Genomic DNA, 23,713 nt, shown 5'->3' on the forward strand with positions numbered 1-23,713 from the left:
GCGTTGTGGAGACGGACAACGTACGCGTACGTTGCTGAGGGGATCGACCAAACACCCGGGGGCACTGCCATGGACGTCCGCACGCTCGGCGACCTGCTGGACGTCGTCGGCGAACCCTCCCTGCGCCTGCGCACCGCGCCCGCCGGGCTGACCGCGCCCGTCACCGAGGCGCTGCTCCACGACACTCACGCCCCGCTCCCCCGCACCCCGGGAGCCCTGCTGCTCGCGGTGGGCGTGCCGCCCCGGTCCGCCGCGCCGCTGGTGCGGGCAGCGGCGGAGGCCGGGATGACCGGTGTCGTCGTACGGGGCGAGGACGGGCCGGTCGCCGAGGCGGAGGCGGCCGGGGTCGCCCTGCTCTGCGTGGACGAGGACGCGGCCTGGCACCAGGTGCACCTGCTGCTGGCGTCGGCGCTGGCCGCGCGCCCGGCGGCCGGGGGCGGCGGGGACACACGCGGGGAGTTGTTCGCGCTGGCCGACGCGGTGGCGGCGGCCGTCGGCGGGGCCACCGCGATCGAGGACCCGGGGCAGCGGATCCTCGCCTACTCGACGGTTCCCGGGCAGGCCACGGACGAGGACCGTCGGCAGGGCATCCTCGGCCTGAGGGTGCCGGAGATCCCGGACAACGCCGAGCAGTACCGGACCGTCCTCGCGGCCCCCGGCCCGGTACGGCTGCCGGCTCTCGCGGGGGCGCTGCCACGGCTGGCCGTCGCCGTACGCGCCGGCGGCGAGACCCTCGGGTCCCTGTGGGTGGTGGACGACGGCCGGCTCGCACCCGACGCCGAGGAGGCCCTGGCGCGCGGAGCGTCCACGGCCGCCCTGCTCCTGCTGCGCGCGCGTGCCGCGCGGGAACTGGCCCGGCACCAGGACGGCGCCCTGCTGCGCCGCGTCCTCGAGGGCGCCGCCGACCCGGCCGCCGCCGCCCACCGGCTGGGGCTCCAGGCCGTACGGGTCGCCGCGTTCGTCCTGGACTGCGACTCCACGGTGTCCGCCCCGTCCGCCTCCTCCGCGCCGGACGACGAACAGACCACGCTCCGGCTGCTGGACCTCGTACGGCTGCAGTGCGAGGCGCGGTACGGACGCCACGCGTGCGTGCTGGTCGACGGGGTGGTGTACGCGCTGCTGCCCGCTTCCGGAGAGCGTGGTGGTGAGCGGCACGTGCGGTTGGCGGAGGACATCGTGCGGCGGGCGGGACGGGCGCTGCGGGTGCCGGTGCGGGCTGGGCTCGGGGAGGTGGTGCCCTCCCTCGCCGCGGCTGCCGCCTCGCGGCAGGACGCGGACCTGGTGCTGCGGGTGCTCGGTCCGGAGCAGCCGGTGGCGTCCGTGCGGCAGGTGAGGGCCCGGATCACGCTGCTACGGCTCGCCGAGGTGATGCGGGGCAGGCGGGAGTTGGCCGCGGGCGCGTGGGAGGAGGTCGTGGCGTACGACCTCGGGCACGGCACGGAGTACGCGGCGACACTGCTCGCGTGGCTGGAGGCGGGGTGTGATGTGGGGAGTGCGGCGGAACGGCTCGCCGTGCACCCGAACACGTGCCGGTACCGGCTGCGTCAGGTGCGGCGGCAGCTCGGGGTGGACCTGGACGACGCGGATGAACGGCTGGCGCTGTGGCTGCAGTTGAGGGTTCTGAACGGCTGAGTGTTTCGAACAGCCGAGGGTCCTGGACGGCTGAGGATCTGGACGGTCGAGGGTCCTGGGCGGCTGAGGATCTGGACAGCCGAGGATCTGGACAGCCGAGGATCTGGACGGCCAAGTGCCCTGGACGGCCAGGGATCTGGACAGTCAAGGGCCCGACAGCTGAGGGTCCTGGACAGCTGAGGGTCCTGGACAGCTGAGGGCCCTGGACAGCCGAGGGTCCTGGACAGCCGGCGGTCAGCGCAGTGCCTCCGCCACCTCCCTCGCCGCGTCCACCACCCGCGGGCCCACCCGCTCCGGTACCGAGTCCGCCAGCATCACGACGCCCACGCTGCCCTCGACCCCGGTCACCCCTATCAGCGGTGCGGCGGCCCCGCAGGCCCCTGCCTCCAACTCGCCGTGCGTGAGCGTGTACCCGGGCTCGGCGATGGGCTGCCGGCGGGCGGCGAGGATCGCCCGGCCCGCGGCTCCCCGGTCGAGCGGGTGCCGGAACCCTGCGCGGTACGCCACGTGGTAGTCCGTCCACGACGGCTCGACCACCGCGACGGCCAGCGCCTCCGCGCCGTCGACGAGCGTGAGGTGCGCGGTCGCCCCTATGTCCTCGGCCAGCGACCGCAGCGCGGGCAGCGCGGCCTCCCGCACCAGCGGATGCACCTGGCGCCCCAGACGCAGTACGCCCAGCCCGACCCGGGCGCGGCCGCCCAGGTCGCGGCGTACGAGCGAGTGCTGCTCCAGCGTGGCCAACAACCGGTACACCACGGTGCGGTTCACGCCCAGTTTGTGGGAGAGCTCGGTGACGGTCAGCCCGTGGTCGGTGTCGGCGAGCAGCTTGAGGACCCTGAGGCCCCGGTCGAGCGTCTGGGAAGTCTCCGCGGTCACGACGCCCACTCCTTAGTGGTGAGGTCGACGGCCCCCTTCGCGGCGGATGCGACACCGAGTCCCGTCGGCGACGCGCTTCAGAGGCCGCCGATCGGCTGGCGGCCCGGGCGGCTCCCGGACTCTGTCGCTTCACGGCTGCGCTCCGCGGCGGCGCTGCCACGGGGCGTGTGCGTAGCGGGACAGTAGCGAGCCGGTTCGCTCAGCGGAAGGCTCCGTCCAGAATCCGGTCAGTGGCCGGTGGGGAGTGGTTCGGTTTGCGGAGATACGTCCCCCGGTCAGCCAGTCCCTGGCCCCACTTCGTCGGGGTCACTTCATCCGCGTGGCCCACTCCTGGACCTTCGCGATCCGCTGCCGCAACTGCCCGGCCGTGCACTCCGCGCTCGGCGGGCCCCCGCACACCCGCCTCAGCTCGTTGTGAATCACGCCGTGCGGCTTCCCGCTCTGATGGACGTACGCCCCGACCATCGTGTTCAGTTGCCGGCGCAGCTCCATCAGTTCCTTGTGCGTGACCACGGGCCGCCGTTCCGCGGGCAGCTCCAGCAGGTCGGCCTCCGCGTCCGGCTTCTTCCTGCTGTGCGCGATCTGCCGGGCCTGCCGCTTCTGCAGCAGCAACTGCACCTGTTCCGGCTCGAGAAGCCCCGGGATGCCGAGGTAGTCCTGCTCCTCCTCGCTCCCCGGGTGGGCCTGCATGCCGAACTCGGCGCCGTTGTACATGACCCGGTCGAAGACGGCGTCGGACTCCAGCGCCTCGAACGGCAGCATGTCCTGCTCGCCGGTGTCCTCGTCCTTCTCCCGGTTCGCCTCGTCCATCTCCTTCTCGGACTCGGCGTACGGGTCTTCGGCCTCGCCGTCCTTCTTCGGCTTGTCGAGGACGTGGTCGCGTTCCCGCTCCATCTCGTTGGCGAAGGAGAGCAGGTCGGGCACGGTCGGCAGGAACACGGACGCCGTCTCGCCGCGCCGCCGGGACCGTACGAAGCGGCCGACGGCCTGGGCGAAGAAGAGAGGCGTCGAGATGGTGGTCGCATACACCCCGACCGCGAGCCGGGGCACGTCGACGCCCTCGGACACCATCCTGACCGCGACCATCCACCGGTCGTCGTTGTTGCTGAACTCGTCGATCCGGTCGGAGGCACCGGCGTCGTCGGACAGCACGAGGGTCGCCTTGTGCCCGGTGATGTCGCGGATCAGCTTGGCGTAGGCGCGGGCCGAGTCCTGGTCCGAGGCGATGACCAGGGCGCCCGCGTCCGGGATGGACTTGCGGACCTCGGTCAGCCGCTGGTCGGCGGCGCGGAGCACGCTCGGCATCCACTCGCCGCGCGGGTCGAGCGCGGTGCGCCAGGCCTGGCTGATGGCGTCCTTGGTCATGGGCTCGCCCAGCCGGGCGGCGATCTCGTCGCCCGCCTTGGTGCGCCAGCGCATGTTGCCGCTGTAGGAGAGGAAGATGACCGGCCGCACGACGCCGTCGGCGAGCGCGGCCCCGTAGCCGTAGGTGTAGTCGGCGGCCGAGCGCCGGATCCCGTCCGCCCCCTCCTCGTACGTCACGAACGGGATGGGGTTGGTGTCGGAGCGGAACGGCGTACCCGTCAGGGCGAGTCGGCGGGTCGCCGGCTCGAAGGCCTCCAGGCACGCCTCGCCCCAGGACTTGGAGTCGCCCGCGTGGTGGATCTCGTCGAGGATGACGAGGGTCTTGCGCTGCTCGACGCGGTTGCGGTGCAGCATGGGCCGCACGCCGACACCGGCGTAGGTGACGGCGACGCCGTGGTACTCCCGGCCGAGCGGTCCGGCGCTGTACTCGGGGTCGAGTCTGATCCCTATCCGCGCGGCGGCCTCCGCCCACTGCTTCTTCAGGTGCTCGGTCGGCGCGACCACGGTCACCTGCTGCACCACGTGATGGTGCAGCAACCACGACGCGAGCGTCAGGGCGAACGTCGTCTTACCGGCGCCGGGGGTGGCGACGGCGAGGAAGTCACGCGGCTGCTCCTGGACGTACTTCTCCATCGCCCCCTGCTGCCAGGCACGCAGCTTGCTGGCGGTGCCCCAGGGGGCACGGCCCGGGAAGGCGGGCGAGAGGTGGTGGGAGTGCGAGGAACTGGAGCTGGCGGCGGCGGTGGTACTCACGGTCTCCGTGTGGGTCGGGCGGCGGGGATGCGTACGACAACCGGGCCACCCTACCGGCGCCCCGGTGCGGCCGACGCTCGGACAGCGCCGGACCGGCCGGGGATGGGATTCAGCTCACATCGCGCTACGCACGCACCTCGGTCAGCGCGCGAAGCGCGGCAGCTGGGCGGCGATCTTCGGTACGTCCAAGGCGCCCTGGCAGACGTCCAGCACGAATCGCTCGGCCTCGTCCACGTCGAAGTCCGCGTCCAGGGGGTGCCCGTTCACGTGCAGGAACACCCAGGTCGCGTACCAGGCGATGCGCTTGTTCCCGTCGACGAGGGCGTGGTTGCGGGCAAGGGACTCCATCAGCGCGGCGGCCTTCTGCCACACGTCGGGATAGGCGTCCTGACCGAACACACTCGACTGAGGACGCGCGAGGGCCGAGTCCAGGAGCCCGTAATCGCGCACGTCGTCCACCCCGAGCCGCTTCGTCAGGTTCAGCAGCTCGGGAAGCGTGAGGTAGTGCATCAGGCGAGTCTCCGGTTCAGCTCCGCACTGACCTTCAGGACGTGCTCCGCCGCCTCGTTGAACAGACGCGAGTGCTCGTTTATGGCCGACATCACGGCGTCGTGCGCGAACGCCTGCATGCTGCGCCCTTCCGCCGCAGCACGCTCGCGCAGCGCCTCGAGCTCCTCGTCCGTAAACCGCAGGTTCAGTCCAGCCATGGTTCGACGGTACTACGTGGTACCACTCGGTGTCACCGGGATTCCGTCCGCAGCCGCGTGGTCACCCAAGCCCCCACCAGCGCCACCACCGCCATCGGAAGGAACACCGCGGCGAAGGCTGCGGGATGGGAGCCCTGGGCGGTCGTGTCCGTGGCGGTGTGGGCGACGGTGCCGCCACCGAGCGCGGCGAACGCGGCGCCGCCCGCGGACAGGAGCACCACGTTGGACAGGCCGTCGGAGATCTGCAGGGCGGCCGAGTTGGCGCCCGCCTCCTCGGGCGCGGACAGCTTCAGGAGCAGGACGCTGGTCGAGGAGATGACCAGGCCCATGCCGAAGCAGCCGAAACCCCAGGCGACCGCGACGATCCACGGGGGCACGGCGTGGATCAGCACGCTGGGCGCGGTGGCGATCGCGGCCGCGACGACCACCATGCCGAGCGTCATCAGCCGCTCCCGGTACGGCTCCAGGCGCGGCCTGGACTGGATGTACGAGCCCAGTGCCCAGGTCGCGCCGGCCGGCGCCAGCGAGAACCCTGCCAGGGTTGGCGACAGGCCGCGCTCGGTGACGAGCATGAGCGGGATGAAACTCTCCGCCGCGATGAACGCGCCCGCCGACACACCGCGCAACAGCACCACGGACGGCAGGCCGCGCGCCGCCCGACAGGTGCCGCGGGGCAGCAGTCCGAGCACCGCCGGGACGAGCAGGGCGGCGCCCGCGACGCCGGGGACGAGGGAGACCCAGTGCAGGTCCTGGGCGGCGTACTGGAGGAGTCCGGCGCCCAGGGAGATGCCGAACGCCAGGCGGATGCGGCGCGCGTCGAAGGGGGCGGCGGTCTCCGTGGCGGGACCGCCCGCGCGCCGCCGTATCTGCGGCAGGGCGAGCGCCAGCGGGAACACCACGAGCACGGGGATACCGATGAACACCCAGCGCCAGCCGAGTTGTTCGGTGACCGCGCCCGACGCCAGGGGGCCGACCACCGAGGGAATCACCCAGCTCGCCGCGAACGCCGCCATGATCGCCGGGCGCAGCCGCTCCGGGTAGGCCCGGCCGACGAGGACGTACAGCGCGACGATCACCAGTCCGCCGCCGAGCCCCTGCACGGCCCGGCCCAGGATGAACAGCCACATCGCGCTCGCCGTCCCGGACACCAGCAGACCGGCCGCGAAGGCGGCGATGCCGCAGGTCAGCGAGGAAAGAGGGCCGCTGCGATCGGACCACTGACCGGCGAGCACCATGCCGAACAGGCTGGTCGTGAAGTAGCCCGAGAACGCGAAGGCGTACAGGGACAGCCCGTCCAGCTCCCGCGCGGCGACCGGCATCGCCGTACCGACGGCCGTCGCCTCGAAGGCGATGAGCAGCACGACGGAGACGATCCCGATGCTCAGGGCCCGGTACGGCCGGCTCAGCACGCCGCCGGTGGCGTGGGAAGGGGAGGGTGTGGCGGCGGCGACGTCGGTGTCGCGGGGGTCCAGGGCGGTCATACAGGTCAGAGTAAGGGGCTCGACCGGGATTGGCTCCTGTCAGGAGCCGGTGATGGGCCGGGACCTTGGTCTTAGGACCGAACCGAGCCCGGTTCATGAACGGCGTATGGCAGTCCCGTTGCAGGGCCGCCGATCCTCTTGAGCCGGTGATCCACCGCTCCTACGGTCGGTACATCAGGACGGCACGGGCAAGCCGTACCGGGCCTGATCCCGGCCGTGTGCCCGAGTGGTTCAGGGACTCGCCTGCAAAGCGGGTTACGCGGGTTCGATTCCCGCCACGGCCTCCACCTGTCTGAACAGGAAAAACGAGAGGGCGGCACCCTGCGCGGGGTGCCGCCCCATCAGTGATCCGTCTCACTCCTCGTCCCAGTCGGCCCGCAGGGGCGCGCCCCGCTCATGGGCCAGGCCTCCGCCCTCCGACATGCCCGTCCCCTTTGGTCAGGTGTACGGTCCGGAAGCCGCGTCCGAGATCAGGGGCGCCCGGCCTTTACAGGGGGGATCGTGAGTCAGCAGCCCGTTCCGGCGCCGAAGAAGCCGCTGGGCAAGGGAAAGAAGATCGCTATCGGCGTCGGGGTGCTGATCGCAGCTCCGCCGTTCATCGCCGGCGTGGTCTCTGGAGTCAAGGACGCCGCCACACACGACACCTCGGCAGCAGCCGCGACACCTGTAGCGAGCCACAGCAGTCCGGCAGCGAAGTCGTCAGCGAAGACGAAGCGGACCCCGGCCACGCATGCGTCGACGCCTGGGCCGGCGCAGAAGCTGGCCGACCTCGATGGGAACGGTCGGCCCGCCGGCGAGTACCAGCAGGTTCTCGACGCACTGGCGCCGCGCTGCACGGAGGACCGCCCGCGCCTGACGGCCGTCGTCAACGCCACGCTGAAAGACCTGAAGAAGAACGGCGTCAACGACGAGGACGGGTTCAGCGTCCTGCAAAACCTGGAGCACTCGGTGCCCGCCGGGAACCCGCGGGTCAACTGCGCGTCGGTGGCGGCGGCTTACGCGACCCTGCGCGAAGGGAAGTAGAGCAACCGGATCTCCAGCATGGCCACAACGGCGGAACGGCACCCTTGCGGGGGGTGCGCCCTGCTGTTCGTCCTGTTCAGTCCGCGTCTCACCTGACCGGTGCATGCACGCCGGCCGCCCGATCGTCGTCATCGCCCGGCCGGTCCGTCTCGGTCTTCCGGATCAGACCGTCGACGTCGCTTCCGTCACTCTCCTGTCGCGGTGGGCCAGCCACACCGTGAAGACCAGGGTGGAGATGTCCGCGTGCAGCGGACGCAGGGTCGCGTCCGGCTCGCTCCAGCACAGGACCGCTCCGGTGGCGCCGTCGAGCAGCAGGCTCGTGTCCTCCAGCAGGCAGCCGAGGCGTATCAGGCGGTCCGCCCGTTCCGGGAGGTCGTCCTCCGGGACGCCCTCGTCCGCGTAGTGCTCGGCGAGCGTCGGCAGCGGCTGGTCCGTGTCCGGTTCGAACCAGTAGCCGGTCTCCGGCAGGCCCACCTCGCGCAGGAAACGGCGGGTCGGTTCGTGCGTGAGTGTGCGGGGGAAGTCGATGTCCTCGAAGCGCACCATCGCGGCGGAGCCGAACTCCTCGTCCAGCAGCCGCGGCGGCAGGTCCAGGGCGAGCCCCGTGCCGGGGCGGGCGATCCGGGCCAGCGGGCGGATCAGGGCGTGCGAGGCGAACCCGCCCGGGAAGGCGGTCGGTTCGTCCGTCGCCGCCGCGAGCCGCAGCAGTGCCTCCAGGGAGGGCGCGAGCGGCGAGAGGTCCATCGGGCCCGGGGTGCGCGGGGAGAGGTACGTCGTGGGTATCCGCCCCGTGGCGCCGCCCAGCAGGAGCGACTCCAGATCACGGTCTACGGTGCGCAGCGCCCCGATGACCATCTGGTCGCGCAGTTCCTCGGCGAGTCTCTCCGCGTCGTCGACCAGCTCGGCCGCCCGCCGCAGCACCGACCGCCCGCACGGTGTCCCGGCCCCCCGTGCATATGGTTCCGTCCCGGTCGGCGTGATCACGCCGCAGGCGTCGGTCGTGCCCATCGTCTTCCCCCGGTGTTCCGTGCCTGGCCCAGAGCGTCCGCAGGGCAGGACACATCGTCCTGCCGGGCAGCTCTCCCCCAACGCCGAGAACCTTACGCGGCACCACTGACAACGCCCCGGCAATAAACCGTCCTTGCGGACCTCACCCGATCCGCGCCCGCTCCCGCCCGGCCGGGATCGCCTCCACCGTCTCGTCCACGGTCAGGTCCGCGGCGAGTTCACTGCGTCGTCACCACCGCCGCCTGCGGGCGGATCGGCAGGCGGTTGACCGGGCGGCCCGTTGCCGCGCGGACCGCCGACGCGATCGCCGCCGGGGATGTCACCACCGGTACCGCGCTGACCGCCTTGGCACCGAAGGGGGCGACCACGTCCCGTTCCTCGACCAGTTTGACGATCTTGATGTCGGGGGCGTCCAGGGCCGTCGGCAGGGAGTAGCCCGTCAGGTCGGGGTGGCGGACCACGCCGCGGGCCGTGCGCAGGTTCTCCGTGAGCGCGATGCCCACGCCCTGCGTCACCCCGGCCTCGAGGCGCGCCGCCAGCTGCGCGGGGTTCAGCACCCGGCCCACGTCCTGGGCCAGCGCGAGCTCCACGACCCGTACCGAGCCGATCTCGATGTCCACGTCCACCACGGCGCGGATCGCGCAGAACGCGATTCCCACGAAGGCGTCGCCCTGGCCCGTCTCGTCGAGCGGTTCGGTCGGGTGCGGGCGGCACTGCGCGGTGGCCCACAGTTCCTTGCCGTCCATCGCCTCCGTCACGGTCGTGGACAGGACCCCGTCGTACGACGTGATCTTGCCGTCCGTGATCTGGAGCAGCTCCGTGGACATGCCGAACTTGTGCGCCAAGGGCTGCAACAGCTGGGTGCGGACCATCTTCGCGGCCCGTTCGACCGCGCCGCCCGACACCCAGGTGTGGCGGCCCCGGCAGCCCGCGCCCGCCGGGGGCTGGTCGGTGTCGACCGGGGCCACGTTCACCTCGTCGATGCCGAGGGTCTCCTGGACGATCTGCCGGGCGAGGGTCGCGAAGCCCTGGCCGGTCTCCACCGCCGCGCACAGCACCGTCGCCACGCCGTCCTGGACCTTCACGGTCGCGGTGGAGACCTCGTCGGCGCCCTCCGCACCGAGCATGTGGACCATGCCGAGGCCGTAGCCCACACCCCGCCGGACCGCGCCCGGTTCGCCCGCGCCCTCGGGGCCGCCCGGCAGCAGCCACTCCTCCTCGGGGGTGTCCTTGGGGAGCGGGGGCAGCGGGTGGTCCCGTACTGCCTCGAGCAGTTCGGCCACCGGCGCCGGGCACGTCACCGTCTGGCCGGTCGGCAGGACGTCGCCGGTCGCCATGACGTTGCGCATCCGCAGCTCCGCCGGATCGAGGCCGAGCTTCTTGGCGAGCTTGTCCATCTGCGCCTCGTACGCGGCGCACACCTGCATCGCGCCCTCGCCGCGCACATGGCCCGACGGCGGGTTGTTGGTGCGGACGGCCCAGCCCTCGATGAAGGCGTTCGGGACGACGTACGGGCCGCAGGCGAAGGAGACCGCGGCGGCGAGCGCGTCGGAGGAGGTGTCCGCGTAGGCCCCCGCGTCCAGCAGGATCTGCGCCTCCACCTTCACCAGCCTGCCCTCGGCGTCCGCGTGATGGCGGTAGCGCAGCAGTGTGGGGTGGCGGTGGACGTGGCCGAGGAAGGACTCCTCGCGGTTGGCGGTCAGTTTCACCGGGCAACCGGTCTTGAGCGCGAGGAGCCCGAGCGGCAGCTGGAAGCCCTGGTCCTCGCGGTCCGCGGTGGCGCCGGGCACTCCGGTGACGACGACCTTCACCCGGTCCGGTTCCAGGCCGTAGACGGCGGCGGCCCGGTCCCGGTCGGTGTGCGGGTCGGTGGAGGCGAGGTACAGCTCGACGCCGCCGTCGGGCCGGGGCACGGCGAGGCCGGCCTCCGCGCCGATGGGGGCGGGGTCCTGACGGCCGATGCGGTACAGGCCCTCGACGACGACCTCGCCGACCGCGTCCGGGTCGCCGTGGCGCAGCGGGATGTGGCGGATCAGGTTGCCGTCCGGGTGCAGCGGCTCGGCCTCGAACGCCTGCTCGGGGTCGGTGACCGGGTCGAGCACCTCGTACTCGACGATGACGGCCGCGGCGGCCATGCGGGCGGTGTCGGGGTGGTCGGCGGCGACGGCCGCGATGGGCTCCCCGTGGTGGCGTACGACGTCGGAGGCGAAGACGGGGCGGTCGGCGGTGCCGCGTCCGTGGAGGGCGCCCGCGGGCACGTCCTCATGGGTGAGGACGGCCCGCACGCCGGGCATCTCGCGCGCGTGGCCGGTGTCGATGGACAGAATGCGCGCGTGCGGGTGCGGCGAGCGCAGGACGGCCGCCCACAGCAGGCCCTCGGCCCACAGGTCGGCCGCGTAGGGGAAGGTGCCCTCGGTCTTGGCGCGGGCGTCGGCGGACGGCAGGGAGGCTCCGATGCCGTGCGGCAGCGGCTCGGGGGCGGGTGCGGCCGCCGCTGTGGTCGCGGTGGCGGCTTCGTTGCTCACGCCTGGCCTCCGTCCTGGCCGTACGGGTGGTCGTTCGGGGTCACGTTGCCGAACGCGTCGAGGTGGACGCCGCCCTCTCCGGGGCCCGCCTGGTGCGGGATGCGCGGTTCGTCGCCGTCCGCTGCCGGGTCGCCCTCGGCGCGGTGCGCCTCCCGCTCGGCGACGACCTCCTGGACGGCCTGCAGGACGCCCCGGTAGCCGGAGCAGCGGCACAGGTTGCCGCACAGCGCCTGGCGGGCCTCGAGGTCGGTCGGCGCCGGGTTGCCCTCCAGCAGGTCGTGCACGGTCATCGCCATGCCGGGCACGCAGAAGCCGCACTGCACGGCACCGCACCGGGCGAGCGCCCGCTGCACGTCGGAGGGCTGTCCCTCGACGGCGAGTCCCTCGACCGTACGGACCTCACTGCTCGCGGCGGTGACGGCGGGCACCAGGCAGGAGGCGACGAGCCGTCCGTCGACCTGCACGTTGCAGGCGCCGCACTCGCCCTGCGAGCAGCCGTCCTTGGCCCCGGCGAGGCCGAGCCGCTCGCGCAGCACGTACAGCAGGGACTCGCCGATCCAGGCCTCGGTGACGGGCCGGTCGGCGCCGTTCACCCGCAGGACGTACGAGGCCAGGGGGTGCTCGTCGTGCGGGGGCGCGGGTTCGGCGGCCTGATCCGGGGGCGGGTCCTGGGCGCCGGCGGGCTCGGGGGCCGGGTCGGGTTCGGGGTGCCGGGCCGCTTCGTCGGCCGGTGCCTCCTCGGCTTCGGAGGTGCCGTCGGCGGCGTCGGACGTATCGGCGGCCTCGGACGGCCCCTGGACGGCCTCCGGCGCCTCGGAAGCACCGCTCGCCCGCGCGGCCTCGTAGGCCTCGTACGACCCGTCCGACGGCTCCCCAGGGGCCTCCTCCGGCGTCTGCGCGGCTGTCTCCTGCCCGTGCCACGACGGCACGGGCGCCTCCGTCGCCCAGGGCGCGGGCGCGCCGCCCGGCAGGGTCGCGGGCGGCGTGCCGCCCCACTGCTCGACGAGCGCCGACGTGGTGAACTCGCCCGACTCGTCCGGCAGATCCCCGCCCGCGACCGGGATCGACCACTGCCCGGTGACGTCGTGCCCGGGCGCCGGCTCCCGCGCGGCCCGGACCTCCTCGAAGCTCCACTGCCCGGTCGCGCCGGGGTTGTACGTGAACCGGTCCCCCGTACCCTCCTGCGTGGCGCCCGGCCAGTGGGCGCCCTCGGCGGGCGCGCCCCAGTTCCCGCCGTGCTCCTCGGCGCCCGTGCCCTCCTGCGGGGTGAAGGTCGGCGGCACATAGCCGTGGCCCGGCGCGGCCAGCGGGCTGTCGGAGGCGAGGAGGGCGTCGATCCCGCCCTCCGGGAGCTGGACGAAGGCGGTGGCGCCGTCGTCGTAGTCCCCTTGCGGCAGCCGCTCCCAGGAGCCGTTGGTGCCCTGGCGGCGGGCTTCCTCCGGGTGCTGGTCGTCCGTCACGACAGTGCCCTCCCCAGTGCTCGTCGGGCCAGCGCGGCGACGGTGCGCCGCAGGTGCAGTACGGCGGGCGGAAGCTGCTGGACGGTGCCGTCCTCCGCGGGCGCCGGATCGGGGATGCAGGCCGCGGCGACGTACTCCCCGAAGGCGTTCAGGGCCTCCGGGACGATCGCGCGGTTGTTGTCCCAGTCGATGAGCTGCGCGACCCACTGCTCGGCCTCCAGCGGGCGCAGCGGCATCGGCGCTATGGCACCGACGGCGCAGCGCACCCCGCGCCGGGCCGGGTCCAACACCAGCGCCACCGACGCCATCGCCCGCCCGGGTCCGGTGCGGCCGGTCGCCTTCAGGAAGACCTGGGGGGCGTGCAGCAGCGGCACGCGCACGTAGCCGATGAGTTCACCGGCGCGCAGCATCTCCACGCCGGCCAGCAGGTGCGAGACCGGGATCTCCCGGCGTGCCCCGCCCGGGCCGGCGATGATCAGCGTGGCCTCCAGGGCGGCGAGCACCGGAAGCGCGTCCCCGGTGGGGGCGGCCGACGCGATGTTGCCGCCGAGGGTGCCGGCGTTGCGGATGTGCGGTGGGCCGGCCGCGCGCGCCGCCGCCGCGAGGGCGGGGATGAGCGCCGCGAAGTCGGGGCGCCCCATGCGCGCGTGGGTGAGGCCCGCGCCGAGCAGCGCGTGGCCGTCCTGGTACTGCCAGCCGCGGATCTCGCTGATGCGGCCGAGGCCGACCAGCGCGGCGGGCCGCAGCTGCCCCGAGTTCACGGCGGCCATGAGGTCGGTGCCGCCCGCCACGGGGACGGCGGCCGGATGGGCGGCGAGGGCCGCCACGGCCTCGTCCAGCGAGGCGGGCAGCGTCACGGCCTGCGCCGCCTGCGGTGCGTGCGTGGTCAAAACCGGCTGCCCCTTCCCGCTGCCCCCTGGTCCCACCTGTGTTGCCGTACGGTACGTGCTGACAGGGCGGACGTGGCAACTCTGGCACATCTTTCACGGCCTCCGACGCGGGGGTCCGCTAGGAGGCATTCGCCCCTGCGACCAGGGAGATGGACCGTTTTGCCACGACATCCCCGATGGGGGTGTATTGCGACTCTTCGACGTTCCTTGCACTGCTTTTCCCATGCGGGGGTACGTTTCCAGCCGACTCGGCGCCTCGCCTGCCCTCCGCCCGCCACCTCACACGTTCGGGGGCGCACCCTCGATCGGGCGTCCGAGCACCCCGGGTCGCCGCTGCCACGGCAGCGGGCCCGCGGGCGGCCGGTAGGCGACCCCCAGGGCGTCCAGACGGCGGTAGTGGGCGGCCATGCGCCGCTCGAAGTCCCCGAAGTCGCGCTCGGCCGGGTCCGGAAGGGCGCTCCAGGCGACCTCGGCGAACGCCGCGAGCCGGGGAAACGCCTGGTAGTCGACGCGCCCCTGATCTTCCGTCACCTCGGTCCACACGTTGGCCTGGGTGCCGAGGACGTGGCGCGCCTCCTCCGGCGTCAACTGCGGTGGCACCGGCTCGAATCGGTAGACGTCCTCCAGGGTGCGCACGTACCCGATCGGCACCGGCTCGTCGGGGCCGCCGTCCTGACGGTGATCCAGATAGACCTGCTGCTCGGGGCACATGACGACGTCGTGGCCGGCGCGCGCCGCCGTGATCCCGCCGGCGTACCCGCGCCACGAGGAGACGGTCGCACCGTCCGCGAGGCCGCCCTCGAGGATCTCGTCCCAGCCGACGAGCCGGCGCCCGCGTGCGGTGAGCCAGGTGTCGAAGTGGCGCACGAACCAGGCCTGGAGCTCGTCCTCGTCCGCGAGTCCCAGCTCCTTGATGCGCCCCTGCGCGGCCGGCGAGCGCCGCCACTGGTCCTTGGGGCACTCGTCGCCGCCGATGTGGACGAAGGGTGACGGGAAGAGTTCCAGGACCTCCTCGAACACCCCCTCGTAGAACCGCAGGGTGGCGTCGGTGGGGGCGAGTACGTTGGGGTTGATGCCCCAGTCGTCCCAGACCGTCAGGGAGGTCGTGTCGATGACGTCGGAGTTGCCGAGTTCCGGGTACGCGGCGATGGCCGCCTGGCTGTGCCCGGGGACGTCGATCTCGGGGACGACGTTGATGTGCCGCTCGGCCGCGTACGCGACGATCTCGCGGATGTCGTCCTGCGTGTAGAAACCGCCGTGCGGCTTCTCCTCCCACAGCGGCGAGGCCCGGTGGCCGAATCTGGTGCGCGCCCGCCAGGCACCGACCTCGGTGAGTCTCGGGTGGCGCTTGATCTCCAGCCGCCAGCCCTGGTCGTCGGTGAGGTGGAGGTGGAGGACGTTGAGCTTGTGGGCGGCCATCAGGTCCAGGTAGCGCAGGACGCCGTCCTTGGGCATGAAGTGCCGGGCCACGTCGAGCAGGAGGCCGCGCCAGCGGAAGCGGGGGGCGTCGTGGATCGTCACCGCGGGCACCTCCCACCGACGCTTCCCGGTCACCGGGGCACGGCGGAAGGCCTCCGGCCCGAGCAGCTGGCGGAAGGTCTGGGCACCCCAGAACAGGCCGGTCTCGCTCGCGCCGTCGATGACGACGAGGTGGCCGTCGGCGGTGAGGCGGTACGCCTCAGGGCTGCCCAGTTCCTCTTCGAGGCCGGGCACGATGCGCAGCACCACCCGGTTCCCGTCGTCGCCGGCCGGCGGCAGCGGAAGCCCGGTCGCGGCGCCGACGGCCGCCCGCAGCCACCGCGCGACGCGCTCGGTGCCGGGGCCCGTCGTCTCGATTTGGGTGTCCTCGTCGAGGACGTGTCCCGTGCCGCCGCCGATCGAGGGGGACATTCGGGTGGGGGCGGGGACCAGGTGCACGTCGAGCCCCGGGTGGAGGGAGTAGGGAAACTCAGGCATGCCGCCAGTCTTCACCGCCCGGCCCGGCCCCGAGGGCGGATTCACCGCACTTCGAGGCGCACTCCCGGGGCAGCGGCAGCAGGCACAAAGGATCCCGGGACGCACCGGACACGCGTCCCGGGAGCCAGCGGTCGTCAGGCAGCCGAGCGGTCGGCTACTTGTCGCCGCCCTTGCCTTCGCCGTCGCTGCCCATGGAGTCGTAGATCTCCTTGCACATCGGGCAGACGGGGTACTTCTTCGGGTCGCGTCCCGGGACCCAGACCTTGCCGCACAGCGCCACGACGGGAGTGCCGTCCAGGGCGCTCGCCATGATCTTGTCCTTCTGGACGTAGTGGGCGAAGCGCTCGTGGTCGCCGTCGCCGTGCGACACCTGCGGCGTCGGCTCTACGAGGGTCCCCGTACCGGTGCCGCGCTCGGGCTCAAGAGTGCTCATAGCGCCAAGGGTACTGAAGCTCACGGGCATCAGTTGAGCGTAGGGTCGTCCGGGTACGTCGCCACCATCGCCAGCTCGCTGCGCTGGCGTCGCAGCACGTCGCGCCAGAGTTTCTCCGGGGCCGGGGACGACACGTCGCCCGGTTCCGACTCGACGACGTACCACGCCCCGTCCACCAGCTCGTCCTCCAGCTGGCCCGGCCCCCAGCCGGCGTATCCGGCGAAGATGCGCAGCGAGCCGAGTGCCTTGGCGAGCAGCTCGGGAGGGGCCTCCAGGTCGACCAGGCCGATCGCGCCGTGCACCCGCCGCCAGCCGAGCGGGGCGTGCTCCGGGGACGCCCCGCCGGGGATCACCGCGACACCGAGCGCCGAGTCCAGCGACACGGGTCCGCCCTGGAAGACGACACCGGGCTCGCCCGCGAGGTCCGCCCAGCCCTCCAGGATGTCGCCCACGTCAACGGGCGTGGGGCGGTTGAGGACCACGCCGAGCGAGCCCTCCTCGTCGTGGTCGAGGAGCAGCACCACAGCGCGGTCGAAGTTCGGGTCCGCCAGGGCGGGGGTGGCCACGAGCAGCCGCCCTGTGAGCGAGGACACCTCGGTCATGCCAGACATGATCCCGCATCTTGCCTTCGGATGGGGAGGCAACGGGGGTACGTGGGTGAATGCAGCCATGAATCAGACAGGCGGCCTGGTAAGGCCTCCTTCGAGGGTGGTGGCGGGGAGCGGGAGGGGCGTACGGGTGCGGTCGGGCGTACACGCCGCCCGGTAACCCCGCGCGTCCGGTCACATACGGCTCGTGTTGTGGCAAAGCTATGACCTTCCTTGGGGCCACTTGGGCTTACTGAAGGGGGGTACGCGGCCATTACGCTTACGTCTTCGGCCCCTGCCCCCCTCCACGGAACGCGAGATTCATGACCGTCAACGACGATGTCCTCCTTGTCCACGGCGGCACCCCGCTCGAGGGCGAGATCCGTGTCCGCGGTGCGAAGAACCTCGTACCGAAGGCCATGGTCGCCGCCCTTCTGGGCAGTGCCCCGAGCAGACTGCGCAACGTCCCCGACATCCGCGACGTCCGCGTCGTCCGGGGGCTGCTGCAGCTGCACGGTGTGACGGTCCGTCCGGGTGAGGAGCCGGGTGAGCTGGTGCTCGACCCGACGCACGTCGAGAGCGCGAACGTCGCGGACATCGATGCCCACGCGGGCTCGTCGCGCATCCCGATCCTGTTCTGCGGTCCGCTGCTGCACCGGCTGGGCCACGCGTTCATCCCGGGTCTCGGCGGCTGCGACATCGGCGGCCGGCCGATCGACTTCCACTTCGACGTGCTGCGGCAGTTCGGCGCGGTCATCGAGAAGCGCGCGGACGGCCAGTACCTGGAGGCGCCCAAGGGGCTGCGCGGCACGAAGATCCGGCTGCCGTACCCGTCCGTCGGCGCGACCGAGCAGGTGCTGCTGACGGCGGTGCTCGCCGAGGGTGTCACCGAGCTGTCCAACGCGGCGGTGGAGCCGGAGATCGAGGACCTGATCTGCGTGCTGCAGAAGATGGGCGCGATCATCGCGATGGACACCGACCGCACGATCCGCATCACCGGTGTGGAGAAACTCGGCGGCTACACCCATCGCGCGCTCCCGGACCGGCTGGAGGCCGCGTCCTGGGCGTCGGCGGCGCTGGCGACCAACGGCAACATCTACGTCCGCGGCGCGCAGCAGCGGTCGATGATGACGTTCCTGAACACCTACCGCAAGGTGGGCGGCGCGTTCGAGATCGACGACGAGGGCATCCGGTTCTGGCACCCCGGCGGGCAGCTGAAGTCGATCGCGCTGGAGACGGACGTGCACCCCGGCTTCCAGACGGACTGGCAGCAGCCGCTGGTCGTGGCCCTGACCCAGGCGACGGGCCTGTCGATCATCCACGAGACGGTGTACGAGTCCCGGCTCGGCTTCACCTCCGCGCTGAACCAGATGGGCGCGCACATCCAGCTCTACCGCGAGTGCCTCGGCGGCTCCGACTGCCGCTTCGGCCAGCGCAACTTCCTGCACTCCGCGGTGGTTTCGGGCCCGACGAAGCTGCAGGGCGCGGACCTGGTCATCCCCGACCTGCGCGGCGGCTTCTCCTACCTGATCGCGGCCCTTGCGGCCGAGGGCACGTCCCGCGTCCACGGCATCGACCTGATCAACCGCGGCTACGAGAACTTCATGGAGAAGCTGATGGAGCTGGGCGCGAAGGTCGAACTTCCCGGCAACGCGCTCGGCTGAGGTCCACCAGCGGCTGGGGGTCCGGGGGTCGTCCCCCGGATCGGCACAGCATGGAGAAGCTGATGGAGCTGGGCGCGAAGGTCGAACTTCCCGGCAACGCGCTCGGCTGACGGTCACCGGCTCGCCGACGGGCGCGTTCGGTCGGCCTTCCGGGGCGGCCCGTGGCGGCCCAGGTAAGCGAAGGGGCGGTCACCCTGATCCGGGTGACCGCCCCTTTTGGCCTTGCTGGGCCCGTACGCCGTCGCGAGGAGCTTGCCGGGCTCGTCACTCGCCGTCCCGTGGCGGTACGGGCCTCATCGCGCCGTCCCTGCGACGGGCGCGGCCTCGTCACGCCGTCCTACGGCAGGTAGGGCCTCGTCACGCCGCCCTGTGGCGGGCGGGCTTCGTCACGCCGCCCTGTGGCGGTGCGGCGGCCTTGCTGCGCCGGCCCGTGGCGTCACACGGCGTCGTACGCCGTCCCGTGGCGTCACGGCGTCGTACGCCGTCCCGTGGCGCACGAACGGCAAGATCACTTGCCCTTGGCGGCTTCCTTGAGCTTGGAGCCCGCGGAGACCTTCACGCTGTAGCCGGCCGGGATCTGGATGGGGTCGCCGGTCTGCGGGTTGCGCGCGGTGCGAGCGGCACGGTGGGTGCGCTCGAAGGTGAGGAAGCCAGGGATGGTGACCTTCTCGTCGCCCTTGGCGACGACCTCGCCGACGGTCTCGGCGAACGCGGCCAGCACGGCGTCGGCGTCCTTGCGGGTCACCTCGGCGCGATCGGCCAGCGCGGCCACCAGCTCACTGCGGTTCATGTTGTTACTCCCGTGTTCTTCTTGCCGTTGAGGCGTGCCACGCGGCGGAGCCGCATGTTGGGCACGGCGAAGCCGATGCTGCCAGGGTCCTCGGTGAGTCCCCGGACCCGGGTCCGTCGTCAGACCCTCGCGCCCGAAGACGCATCCTGCCCCCACCTGCGGCGGGAAAGCCAATCCGGCACCCGTAGGAGTCGTGAGAACACCCTTGGGAGTCACACGAAGGGCGCCACCGCCAATCCGGCGGTGACGTTCCGTCCGCTTTCCGCGACAGATCGCAGGTTCCGGGGGTCCGAGCCCGGCCGCCACCATAGAGGTCGGCCGGGCACCCGGGGTTCCACGACTCGCCGGTCGGCCGCCACCGTGGCAATGGTCACAGCAGCGGCACAGAATCCCTACTCGTCCGCCGTCGCCGACGCGCCCGCCGCCTTCGCGGCCTCCCGCACCGCTCCGGCGACCGCGCCCGCGACCTTGTCGTTGAAGACGCTCGGAACGATGTAGTTCGGGTTCAGCTCGCCCTCGGTCACCACGTCCGCGAGGGCCTGCGCGGCCGCCAGCATCATCTCCGTGTTGACCGTGCGGGACTGCGCGTCCAGCAGACCGCGGAAGACGCCCGGGAACACCAGCACGTTGTTGATCTGGTTCGGGAAGTCGGAGCGCCCGGTGGCCACAACAGCCGCCGTCTGACGGGCGATTGCGGGGTCGACCTCGGGGTCGGGGTTCGCGAGCGCGAACACGATCGCGCCCTCCGCCATGGCCGCCACGTCGTTGCCGTCCAGCACGTTGGGCGCGGAGACACCGATGAAGACGTCGGCGCCGCGCACCGCTTCCTTCAGCGTGCCGGTCAGGCCCTCCTGGTTGGTGTTGTCGGCGATCCAGCGCAGCGCCGAGTCCGGCGCGGCGTCCACGAGGTCCTCGCGGCCGGCGTGCACGACACCGTGGATGTCGGCCACCACCGCGTTCTTCACGCCCGCCGCGAGCAGCAGCTTGAGGATCGCCGTACCGGCCGCGCCGGCGCCCGACATCACGACGCGGACGTTCTCGATCTCCTTGCCCACCACGCGAAGTGCGTTGGTGAGGGCGGCCAGCACCACGATCGCCGTGCCGTGCTGGTCGTCGTGGAAGACGGGGATGTCCAGCGCCTCGCGCAGCCGTGCCTCGATCTCGAAGCAGCGCGGCGCGGAGATGTCCTCGAGGTTGATGCCGGCGAACCCGGGGGCGATCGCCTTCACGATCTCGACGATCGCGTCGGTGTCCTGGGTGTCGAGGCAGATCGGCCAGGCGTCGATGCCGGCGAACCGCTTGAAGAGGGCCGCCTTGCCCTCCATGACCGGCAGCGCGGCCTTCGGGCCGATGTTGCCGAGGCCCAGCACGGCCGAGCCGTCCGTCACGACCGCAACGGAGTTGCGCTTGATGGTGAGGCGGCGGGCGTCCTCCGGGTTCTCGGCGATCGCCATGCACACGCGGGCCACACCCGGCGTGTAGACCATGGACAGGTCGTCACGGTTGCGGATGGGGTGCTTCGACGCCATCTCGATCTTGCCGCCGAGGTGCATGAGGAACGTACGGTCCGAGACCTTGCCCAGCGTGACGCCCTCGATGCCGCGCAGCTTCTCGACGATCTCCTGCGCGTGCGCGGTGGAGGTGGCGGCGATGGTGACGTCGATGCGGAGCTTCTCGTGGCCGGACGCGGTGACGTCGAGGCCGGTCACCGAGCCCCCGGAGGACTCCACGGCGGTGGTGAGCTGCGAGACGGCGGTTCCGCTCGCGGGCACCTCCAACCGGACCGTCATCGAGTAGGAGACGCTGGGCGCCGTTGCCATGGCCGACTTCCTCTGCTTTCACCGTGTCGCGGATATGCCGTCCGATCGTCGCACCTACCGGAGAGTACGCGGTAGTCGCCCCGGATTTGCGAACGTTTTGTTCGTCGGCCCGGGCTACTTTCGGAAGGCGACTTCCACAATACGAGAGGCCCGGGGGGTTCGCAGAGGCACGCCGTACACGAGAGGGGTCCGCGTCGCACAAGGACGCGGACCCCTCCACAAGTCAGTGACACCGACCCGCCATGCTCGCCTCGCGGCAAGTGGTCGCTCGTAGCGACTAAGGTTGGGCCCGGGGGCTTGGATCGGGCCGGTGCCACATCCAGGCTAACAAACGGATCCCGTAAGGCCATTCCCGTACCCAGAGTTCATCTCGCGTACAGGGCCCCGCCCCGGGTTTCTAGTCCCGCAGCAGGTCCGCAACCCCTGCCGCGTCCGGCTCGTCCCGCTCTCCCGAGACCACCGTCAGCTGCTGCGTCGCCCGGGTGAGCGCCACGTACAGCACGCGCAGCCCCGCGGGGCTCTCGTCGGCGATCTCCGCGGGCGAGACGACGACCGTCGCGTCGTACTCCAGACCCTTGGCCTCCAGGCTGCCGAGGGCCACCACCCGGTCGCCGAGGCCGTCCAGCCAGCGGGCCGCCTCCTCGCGCCGGTTCATGGCGACGACGACGCCGACCGTGCCGTCGACCAGGCCGAGGAGCCGGGCGGCCTCCTCACGGACGGTCCGCGCCATCGAGTCCCGTATGACCGTGAAGCGCGGCTGGACGCCGGTCGAGCGGACGGCCGTGGGGGCGGTGGAGCCCGGCATGGCGAGCGCGAGGACCTTCGACGCCAGGTCGGCGATCTCGGCGGGGTTGCGGTAGTTGACCGTGAGCGTGAAGCGGCGGCGCGGGCGGGTGCCCAGAGCCTCGTCGCGGGCCTCGGCCGCCTCGTCCGGGTCGGACCAGGACGACTGGGCCGGGTCGCCGACGACGGTCCAGGTCGCGTGCCGGCCGCGGCGCCCGACCATCCGCCACTGCATCGGCGTGAGGTCCTGCGCCTCGTCGACGATCACGTGCGCGTACTCGGTGCGCTCCTGCGCCAGCCGCTCGGCGCGCTCGCGCTGCGACTCCTCGCGGACGGGCATCAGCTCCTCGAGCCCGGTCAGCTGGTCCAGCGGGTCCAGCTCGCGCCTCTTCTTCGGACGGGCCGGCAGGCCGAGGACGGCCTGGAGCTCGTCGAGCAGGGCGATGTCGTGCACGGAGTACCCGTCCCGCTTCAGCGAGCGCGCGACCCTGCGCACCTCACCGGGGGTGAGGACGCGCCGCGCCCAGCGGCCGAGCCGCCTCTCGTCGGCCATCGCGGTGAGGACGGACCGGGGCGTCAGCTCCGGCCACCAGGCGTCCAGGAACGCGATGAAGGAGTCTTCGGAGGTGATGTCCTCGTCGAAGGAGGACCGCAGCTCGGCGGCCAGCTCCGGGTCGGCGTGCCGGTTCGCGGCGCCGGACTGCGCCCACAGGGCGTCCAGGAGCAGCTTGCGGGCGCGCGGGCGCAGCAGGTTGACGGGCGCCGTACCGGTGAGAGCGGTGCGCCGGATCCGCTCCAGTTCCTCCGCCTCCAGCTCCAGGCGGCGGCCGAAGGCGACGACCCGCAGCCTGTCGGGTGCGTCGTTCAGCTCCAGGGCGCCGCGGGCCGCCTTGCGCAGCACCTTGAGCATGCGGGAGGAGCCCTTGGCACGGGCCACGGACGGGGAGTCGTACAGCGTGGCCTCGACGCCTTCGACGAGCGAGCCGATGGCGCGGATCGCGACCTGCCCCTCCTCGCCGAGCGACGGCAGGACGCCCTCGGTGTAGGCGACGAGCAGCGGGGTGGGCGAGACGATCAGGATGCCGCCCGCGTAGCGGCGCCGGTCCTGGTAAAGCAGGTACGCGGCCCGGTGCAGGGCGACGGCGGTCTTGCCGGTGCCGGGGCCGCCCTCGACATAGGTCACGGAGGCGGCGGGGGCCCGGATGACCAGGTCCTGCTCGGCCTGGATGGAGGCCACGATGTCCCGCATGGTGTGGGTGCGGGCCTGGCCGAGGGCGGCCATCAGGGCGCCGTCGCCGATGACGGGCAGCTCGTGGCCGTCGAGGAAGGCCGTCAGCTCGGGGCGCATCAGGTCGTCCTCGACGCCGAGCACCCTGCGCCCCTTGGAGCGGATGACCCGGCGGCGCACGACCCGCCCGGGGTCGACCGGGGTGGAACGGTAGAAGGGGGCGGCGGCGGGCGCCCGCCAGTCGATGACCAGCGGCGCGTAGTCCTCGTCGAGGACGCCGATGCGGCCGATGTGCAGGGTCTCGGCGATGTCGGCGGTGTCGTCGGGGCGCACCGCGCCCTCGGCGGGCTCGACGGCCGTGTACGCGCCGTCGGGTCCCTTCTTGCCGTCCTTGCCGAGCAGCAGGTCGATCCGGCCGAAGAGGAAGTCCTCGAACTCGTTGTTGAGCCGGTTGAGGTGGACACCGGCCCGGAACACCTGGGCGTCGCGCTCGGCGAGCGCGCCGGGCGTGCCGACCTGGCCGCGCTTGGCGGCGTCGTTCATCAGGAACTCCGCCTCGTGGATCTTCTCCTCGAGGCGCCGGTACACCCGGTCCAGGTGTTCCTGTTCGACGCTGATCTCCCGGTCACGGAGCGAGTCGTGCGCGGACTTGCCGACCGGGCCGAGCGCGGTTTCCTGTTGAACCTGAGCGGCCACCGGGCCCCCTTCTGACGTGCTGAGCAGCCGTCCACC

18 protein-coding genes and 1 tRNA gene are annotated in these 23,713 nt (G+C 72.4%); 4 read left to right on the plus strand and 15 right to left on the minus strand.

The window, feature by feature from the left end; translation table 11 throughout:
* Positions 1-69: 69 nt before the first annotated feature.
* A complete protein-coding gene (locus tag ACFYZE_RS17530) occupies positions 70-1,632 on the plus strand; it encodes a PucR family transcriptional regulator (protein ID WP_388994141.1) in 1,563 nt (520 codons plus the stop codon).
* Positions 1,633-1,866: 234 nt separating this feature from the next.
* Here ACFYZE_RS17530 and ACFYZE_RS17535 read toward each other — a convergent pair whose 3' ends face one another.
* The 5 genes from ACFYZE_RS17535 to ACFYZE_RS17555 form a co-directional block, all read right to left on the minus strand.
* A complete protein-coding gene (locus ACFYZE_RS17535) occupies positions 1,867-2,508 on the minus strand; it encodes an IclR family transcriptional regulator (RefSeq protein ID WP_200417667.1) in 642 nt (213 codons plus the stop codon).
* Between the two features lie 306 nt (positions 2,509-2,814).
* Positions 2,815-4,626, minus strand: a complete 1,812-nt coding sequence (locus tag ACFYZE_RS17540) for a DEAD/DEAH box helicase (RefSeq protein WP_388994144.1) — start codon at positions 4,624-4,626, stop codon at positions 2,815-2,817.
* Positions 4,627-4,767: 141 nt separating this feature from the next.
* Positions 4,768-5,136: a Fic family protein gene (locus tag ACFYZE_RS17545; protein WP_366024802.1), complete on the minus strand. Its 369-nt coding sequence runs from the start codon at positions 5,134-5,136 to the stop codon at positions 4,768-4,770.
* Positions 5,136-5,333, minus strand: a complete 198-nt coding sequence (locus ACFYZE_RS17550; protein ID WP_103845121.1) for a hypothetical protein — start codon at positions 5,331-5,333, stop codon at positions 5,136-5,138. Before ACFYZE_RS17550 ends, ACFYZE_RS17545 begins: the two co-directional genes overlap by 1 nt.
* Before the next feature lie 32 nt (positions 5,334-5,365).
* Positions 5,366-6,814 carry an MFS transporter gene (locus ACFYZE_RS17555; RefSeq protein WP_388994148.1) on the minus strand — a complete coding sequence of 483 codons (1,449 nt, stop codon included), beginning with the start codon at positions 6,812-6,814 and terminating at the stop codon, positions 5,366-5,368.
* A gap of 212 nt (positions 6,815-7,026) precedes the next feature.
* Between ACFYZE_RS17555 and ACFYZE_RS17560 the strand changes: the two genes are divergently transcribed.
* Positions 7,027-7,101, plus strand: a tRNA-Cys gene (locus ACFYZE_RS17560).
* Positions 7,102-7,315: 214 nt separating this feature from the next.
* A complete protein-coding gene (locus ACFYZE_RS17565; protein ID WP_388994151.1) occupies positions 7,316-7,837 on the plus strand; it encodes a hypothetical protein in 522 nt (173 codons plus the stop codon).
* Positions 7,838-7,999: 162 nt separating this feature from the next.
* Here ACFYZE_RS17565 and ACFYZE_RS17570 read toward each other — a convergent pair whose 3' ends face one another.
* The 7 genes from ACFYZE_RS17570 to ACFYZE_RS17600 all read right to left on the minus strand — a co-directional run bounded on the left by ACFYZE_RS17570 (position 8,000) and on the right by ACFYZE_RS17600 (position 16,711).
* The gene (locus ACFYZE_RS17570) at positions 8,000-8,758 is read right to left on the minus strand and encodes an SUKH-4 family immunity protein (RefSeq protein ID WP_388994153.1); all 759 of its coding nucleotides are present in this window, start codon (positions 8,756-8,758) and stop codon (positions 8,000-8,002) included.
* Positions 8,759-9,063: 305 nt separating this feature from the next.
* Positions 9,064-11,370: a xanthine dehydrogenase family protein molybdopterin-binding subunit gene (locus ACFYZE_RS17575; protein ID WP_388994156.1), complete on the minus strand. Its 2,307-nt coding sequence runs from the start codon at positions 11,368-11,370 to the stop codon at positions 9,064-9,066.
* A complete protein-coding gene (locus tag ACFYZE_RS17580) occupies positions 11,367-12,830 on the minus strand; it encodes a 2Fe-2S iron-sulfur cluster-binding protein (RefSeq protein ID WP_388994159.1) in 1,464 nt (487 codons plus the stop codon). Before ACFYZE_RS17580 ends, ACFYZE_RS17575 begins: the two co-directional genes overlap by 4 nt.
* Positions 12,827-13,720, minus strand: coding sequence for a xanthine dehydrogenase family protein subunit M (locus ACFYZE_RS17585; protein ID WP_103840999.1), 894 nt, complete (start codon positions 13,718-13,720; stop codon positions 12,827-12,829). The genes ACFYZE_RS17580 and ACFYZE_RS17585 overlap by 4 nt, the downstream gene beginning before the upstream one ends.
* Positions 13,721-13,999: 279 nt before the next feature.
* Positions 14,000-15,676 carry a beta-N-acetylhexosaminidase gene (locus tag ACFYZE_RS17590; RefSeq protein ID WP_388994162.1) on the minus strand — a complete coding sequence of 559 codons (1,677 nt, stop codon included), beginning with the start codon at positions 15,674-15,676 and terminating at the stop codon, positions 14,000-14,002.
* 154 nt (positions 15,677-15,830) lie between these two features.
* Entirely contained in the window at positions 15,831-16,109 is a 279-nt protein-coding gene (locus tag ACFYZE_RS17595) for a DUF3039 domain-containing protein (protein ID WP_388994166.1), read from the minus strand.
* 29 nt (positions 16,110-16,138) lie between these two features.
* Positions 16,139-16,711 (minus strand): YqgE/AlgH family protein, encoded by a 573-nt coding sequence (locus ACFYZE_RS17600; RefSeq protein ID WP_200417816.1) that lies wholly within the window; start codon positions 16,709-16,711, stop codon positions 16,139-16,141.
* A gap of 308 nt (positions 16,712-17,019) precedes the next feature.
* On the opposite strand from ACFYZE_RS17600, the gene murA reads away from it, so the two are divergent.
* Positions 17,020-18,360 (plus strand): UDP-N-acetylglucosamine 1-carboxyvinyltransferase, encoded by a 1,341-nt coding sequence (gene murA, locus ACFYZE_RS17605; protein ID WP_200417675.1) that lies wholly within the window; start codon positions 17,020-17,022, stop codon positions 18,358-18,360.
* Between the two features lie 508 nt (positions 18,361-18,868).
* On the opposite strand, the gene ACFYZE_RS17610 is transcribed toward murA, so the two are convergent.
* The 3 genes from ACFYZE_RS17610 to ACFYZE_RS17620 all read right to left on the minus strand — a co-directional run bounded on the left by ACFYZE_RS17610 (position 18,869) and on the right by ACFYZE_RS17620 (position 23,677).
* Entirely contained in the window at positions 18,869-19,150 is a 282-nt protein-coding gene (locus tag ACFYZE_RS17610; protein WP_007498188.1) for an HU family DNA-binding protein, read from the minus strand.
* 392 nt (positions 19,151-19,542) lie between these two features.
* Positions 19,543-20,970 carry an NAD-dependent malic enzyme gene (locus tag ACFYZE_RS17615; RefSeq protein ID WP_388994169.1) on the minus strand — a complete coding sequence of 476 codons (1,428 nt, stop codon included), beginning with the start codon at positions 20,968-20,970 and terminating at the stop codon, positions 19,543-19,545.
* 397 nt (positions 20,971-21,367) lie between these two features.
* On the minus strand, positions 21,368-23,677 hold the full coding sequence (locus tag ACFYZE_RS17620) for a HelD family protein (protein ID WP_388994172.1): 2,310 nt from the start codon (positions 23,675-23,677) through the stop codon (positions 21,368-21,370).
* Positions 23,678-23,713: the final 36 nt, after the last annotated feature.

It is taken from the genome of Streptomyces sp. NPDC001796 (genome assembly GCF_042892355.1).
Classification (GTDB): Bacteria; Actinomycetota; Actinomycetes; order Streptomycetales; family Streptomycetaceae; genus Streptomyces.

What these genes read in the sequence shown, in the direction of transcription:
- ACFYZE_RS17530 (WP_388994141.1), top strand. Translation starts at nt 70, where the DNA reads ATGGACGTCCGCACGCTCGGCGACCTGCTGGACGTCGTCGGCGAACCC.
- ACFYZE_RS17545 (WP_366024802.1), bottom strand. Translation starts at nt 5,136, where the DNA reads ATGCACTACCTCACGCTTCCCGAGCTGCTGAACCTGACGAAGCGGCTC.
- ACFYZE_RS17550 (WP_103845121.1), bottom strand. Translation starts at nt 5,333, where the DNA reads ATGGCTGGACTGAACCTGCGGTTTACGGACGAGGAGCTCGAGGCGCTG.
- ACFYZE_RS17555 (WP_388994148.1), bottom strand. Translation starts at nt 6,814, where the DNA reads ATGACCGCCCTGGACCCCCGCGACACCGACGTCGCCGCCGCCACACCC.
- ACFYZE_RS17590 (WP_388994162.1), bottom strand. Translation starts at nt 15,676, where the DNA reads ATGCCTGAGTTTCCCTACTCCCTCCACCCGGGGCTCGACGTGCACCTG.
- ACFYZE_RS17595 (WP_388994166.1), bottom strand. Translation starts at nt 16,109, where the DNA reads ATGAGCACTCTTGAGCCCGAGCGCGGCACCGGTACGGGGACCCTCGTA.
- ACFYZE_RS17600 (WP_200417816.1), bottom strand. Translation starts at nt 16,711, where the DNA reads ATGACCGAGGTGTCCTCGCTCACAGGGCGGCTGCTCGTGGCCACCCCC.
- murA (WP_200417675.1), top strand. Translation starts at nt 17,020, where the DNA reads ATGACCGTCAACGACGATGTCCTCCTTGTCCACGGCGGCACCCCGCTC.
- ACFYZE_RS17610 (WP_007498188.1), bottom strand. Translation starts at nt 19,150, where the DNA reads ATGAACCGCAGTGAGCTGGTGGCCGCGCTGGCCGATCGCGCCGAGGTG.
- ACFYZE_RS17615 (WP_388994169.1), bottom strand. Translation starts at nt 20,970, where the DNA reads ATGGCAACGGCGCCCAGCGTCTCCTACTCGATGACGGTCCGGTTGGAG.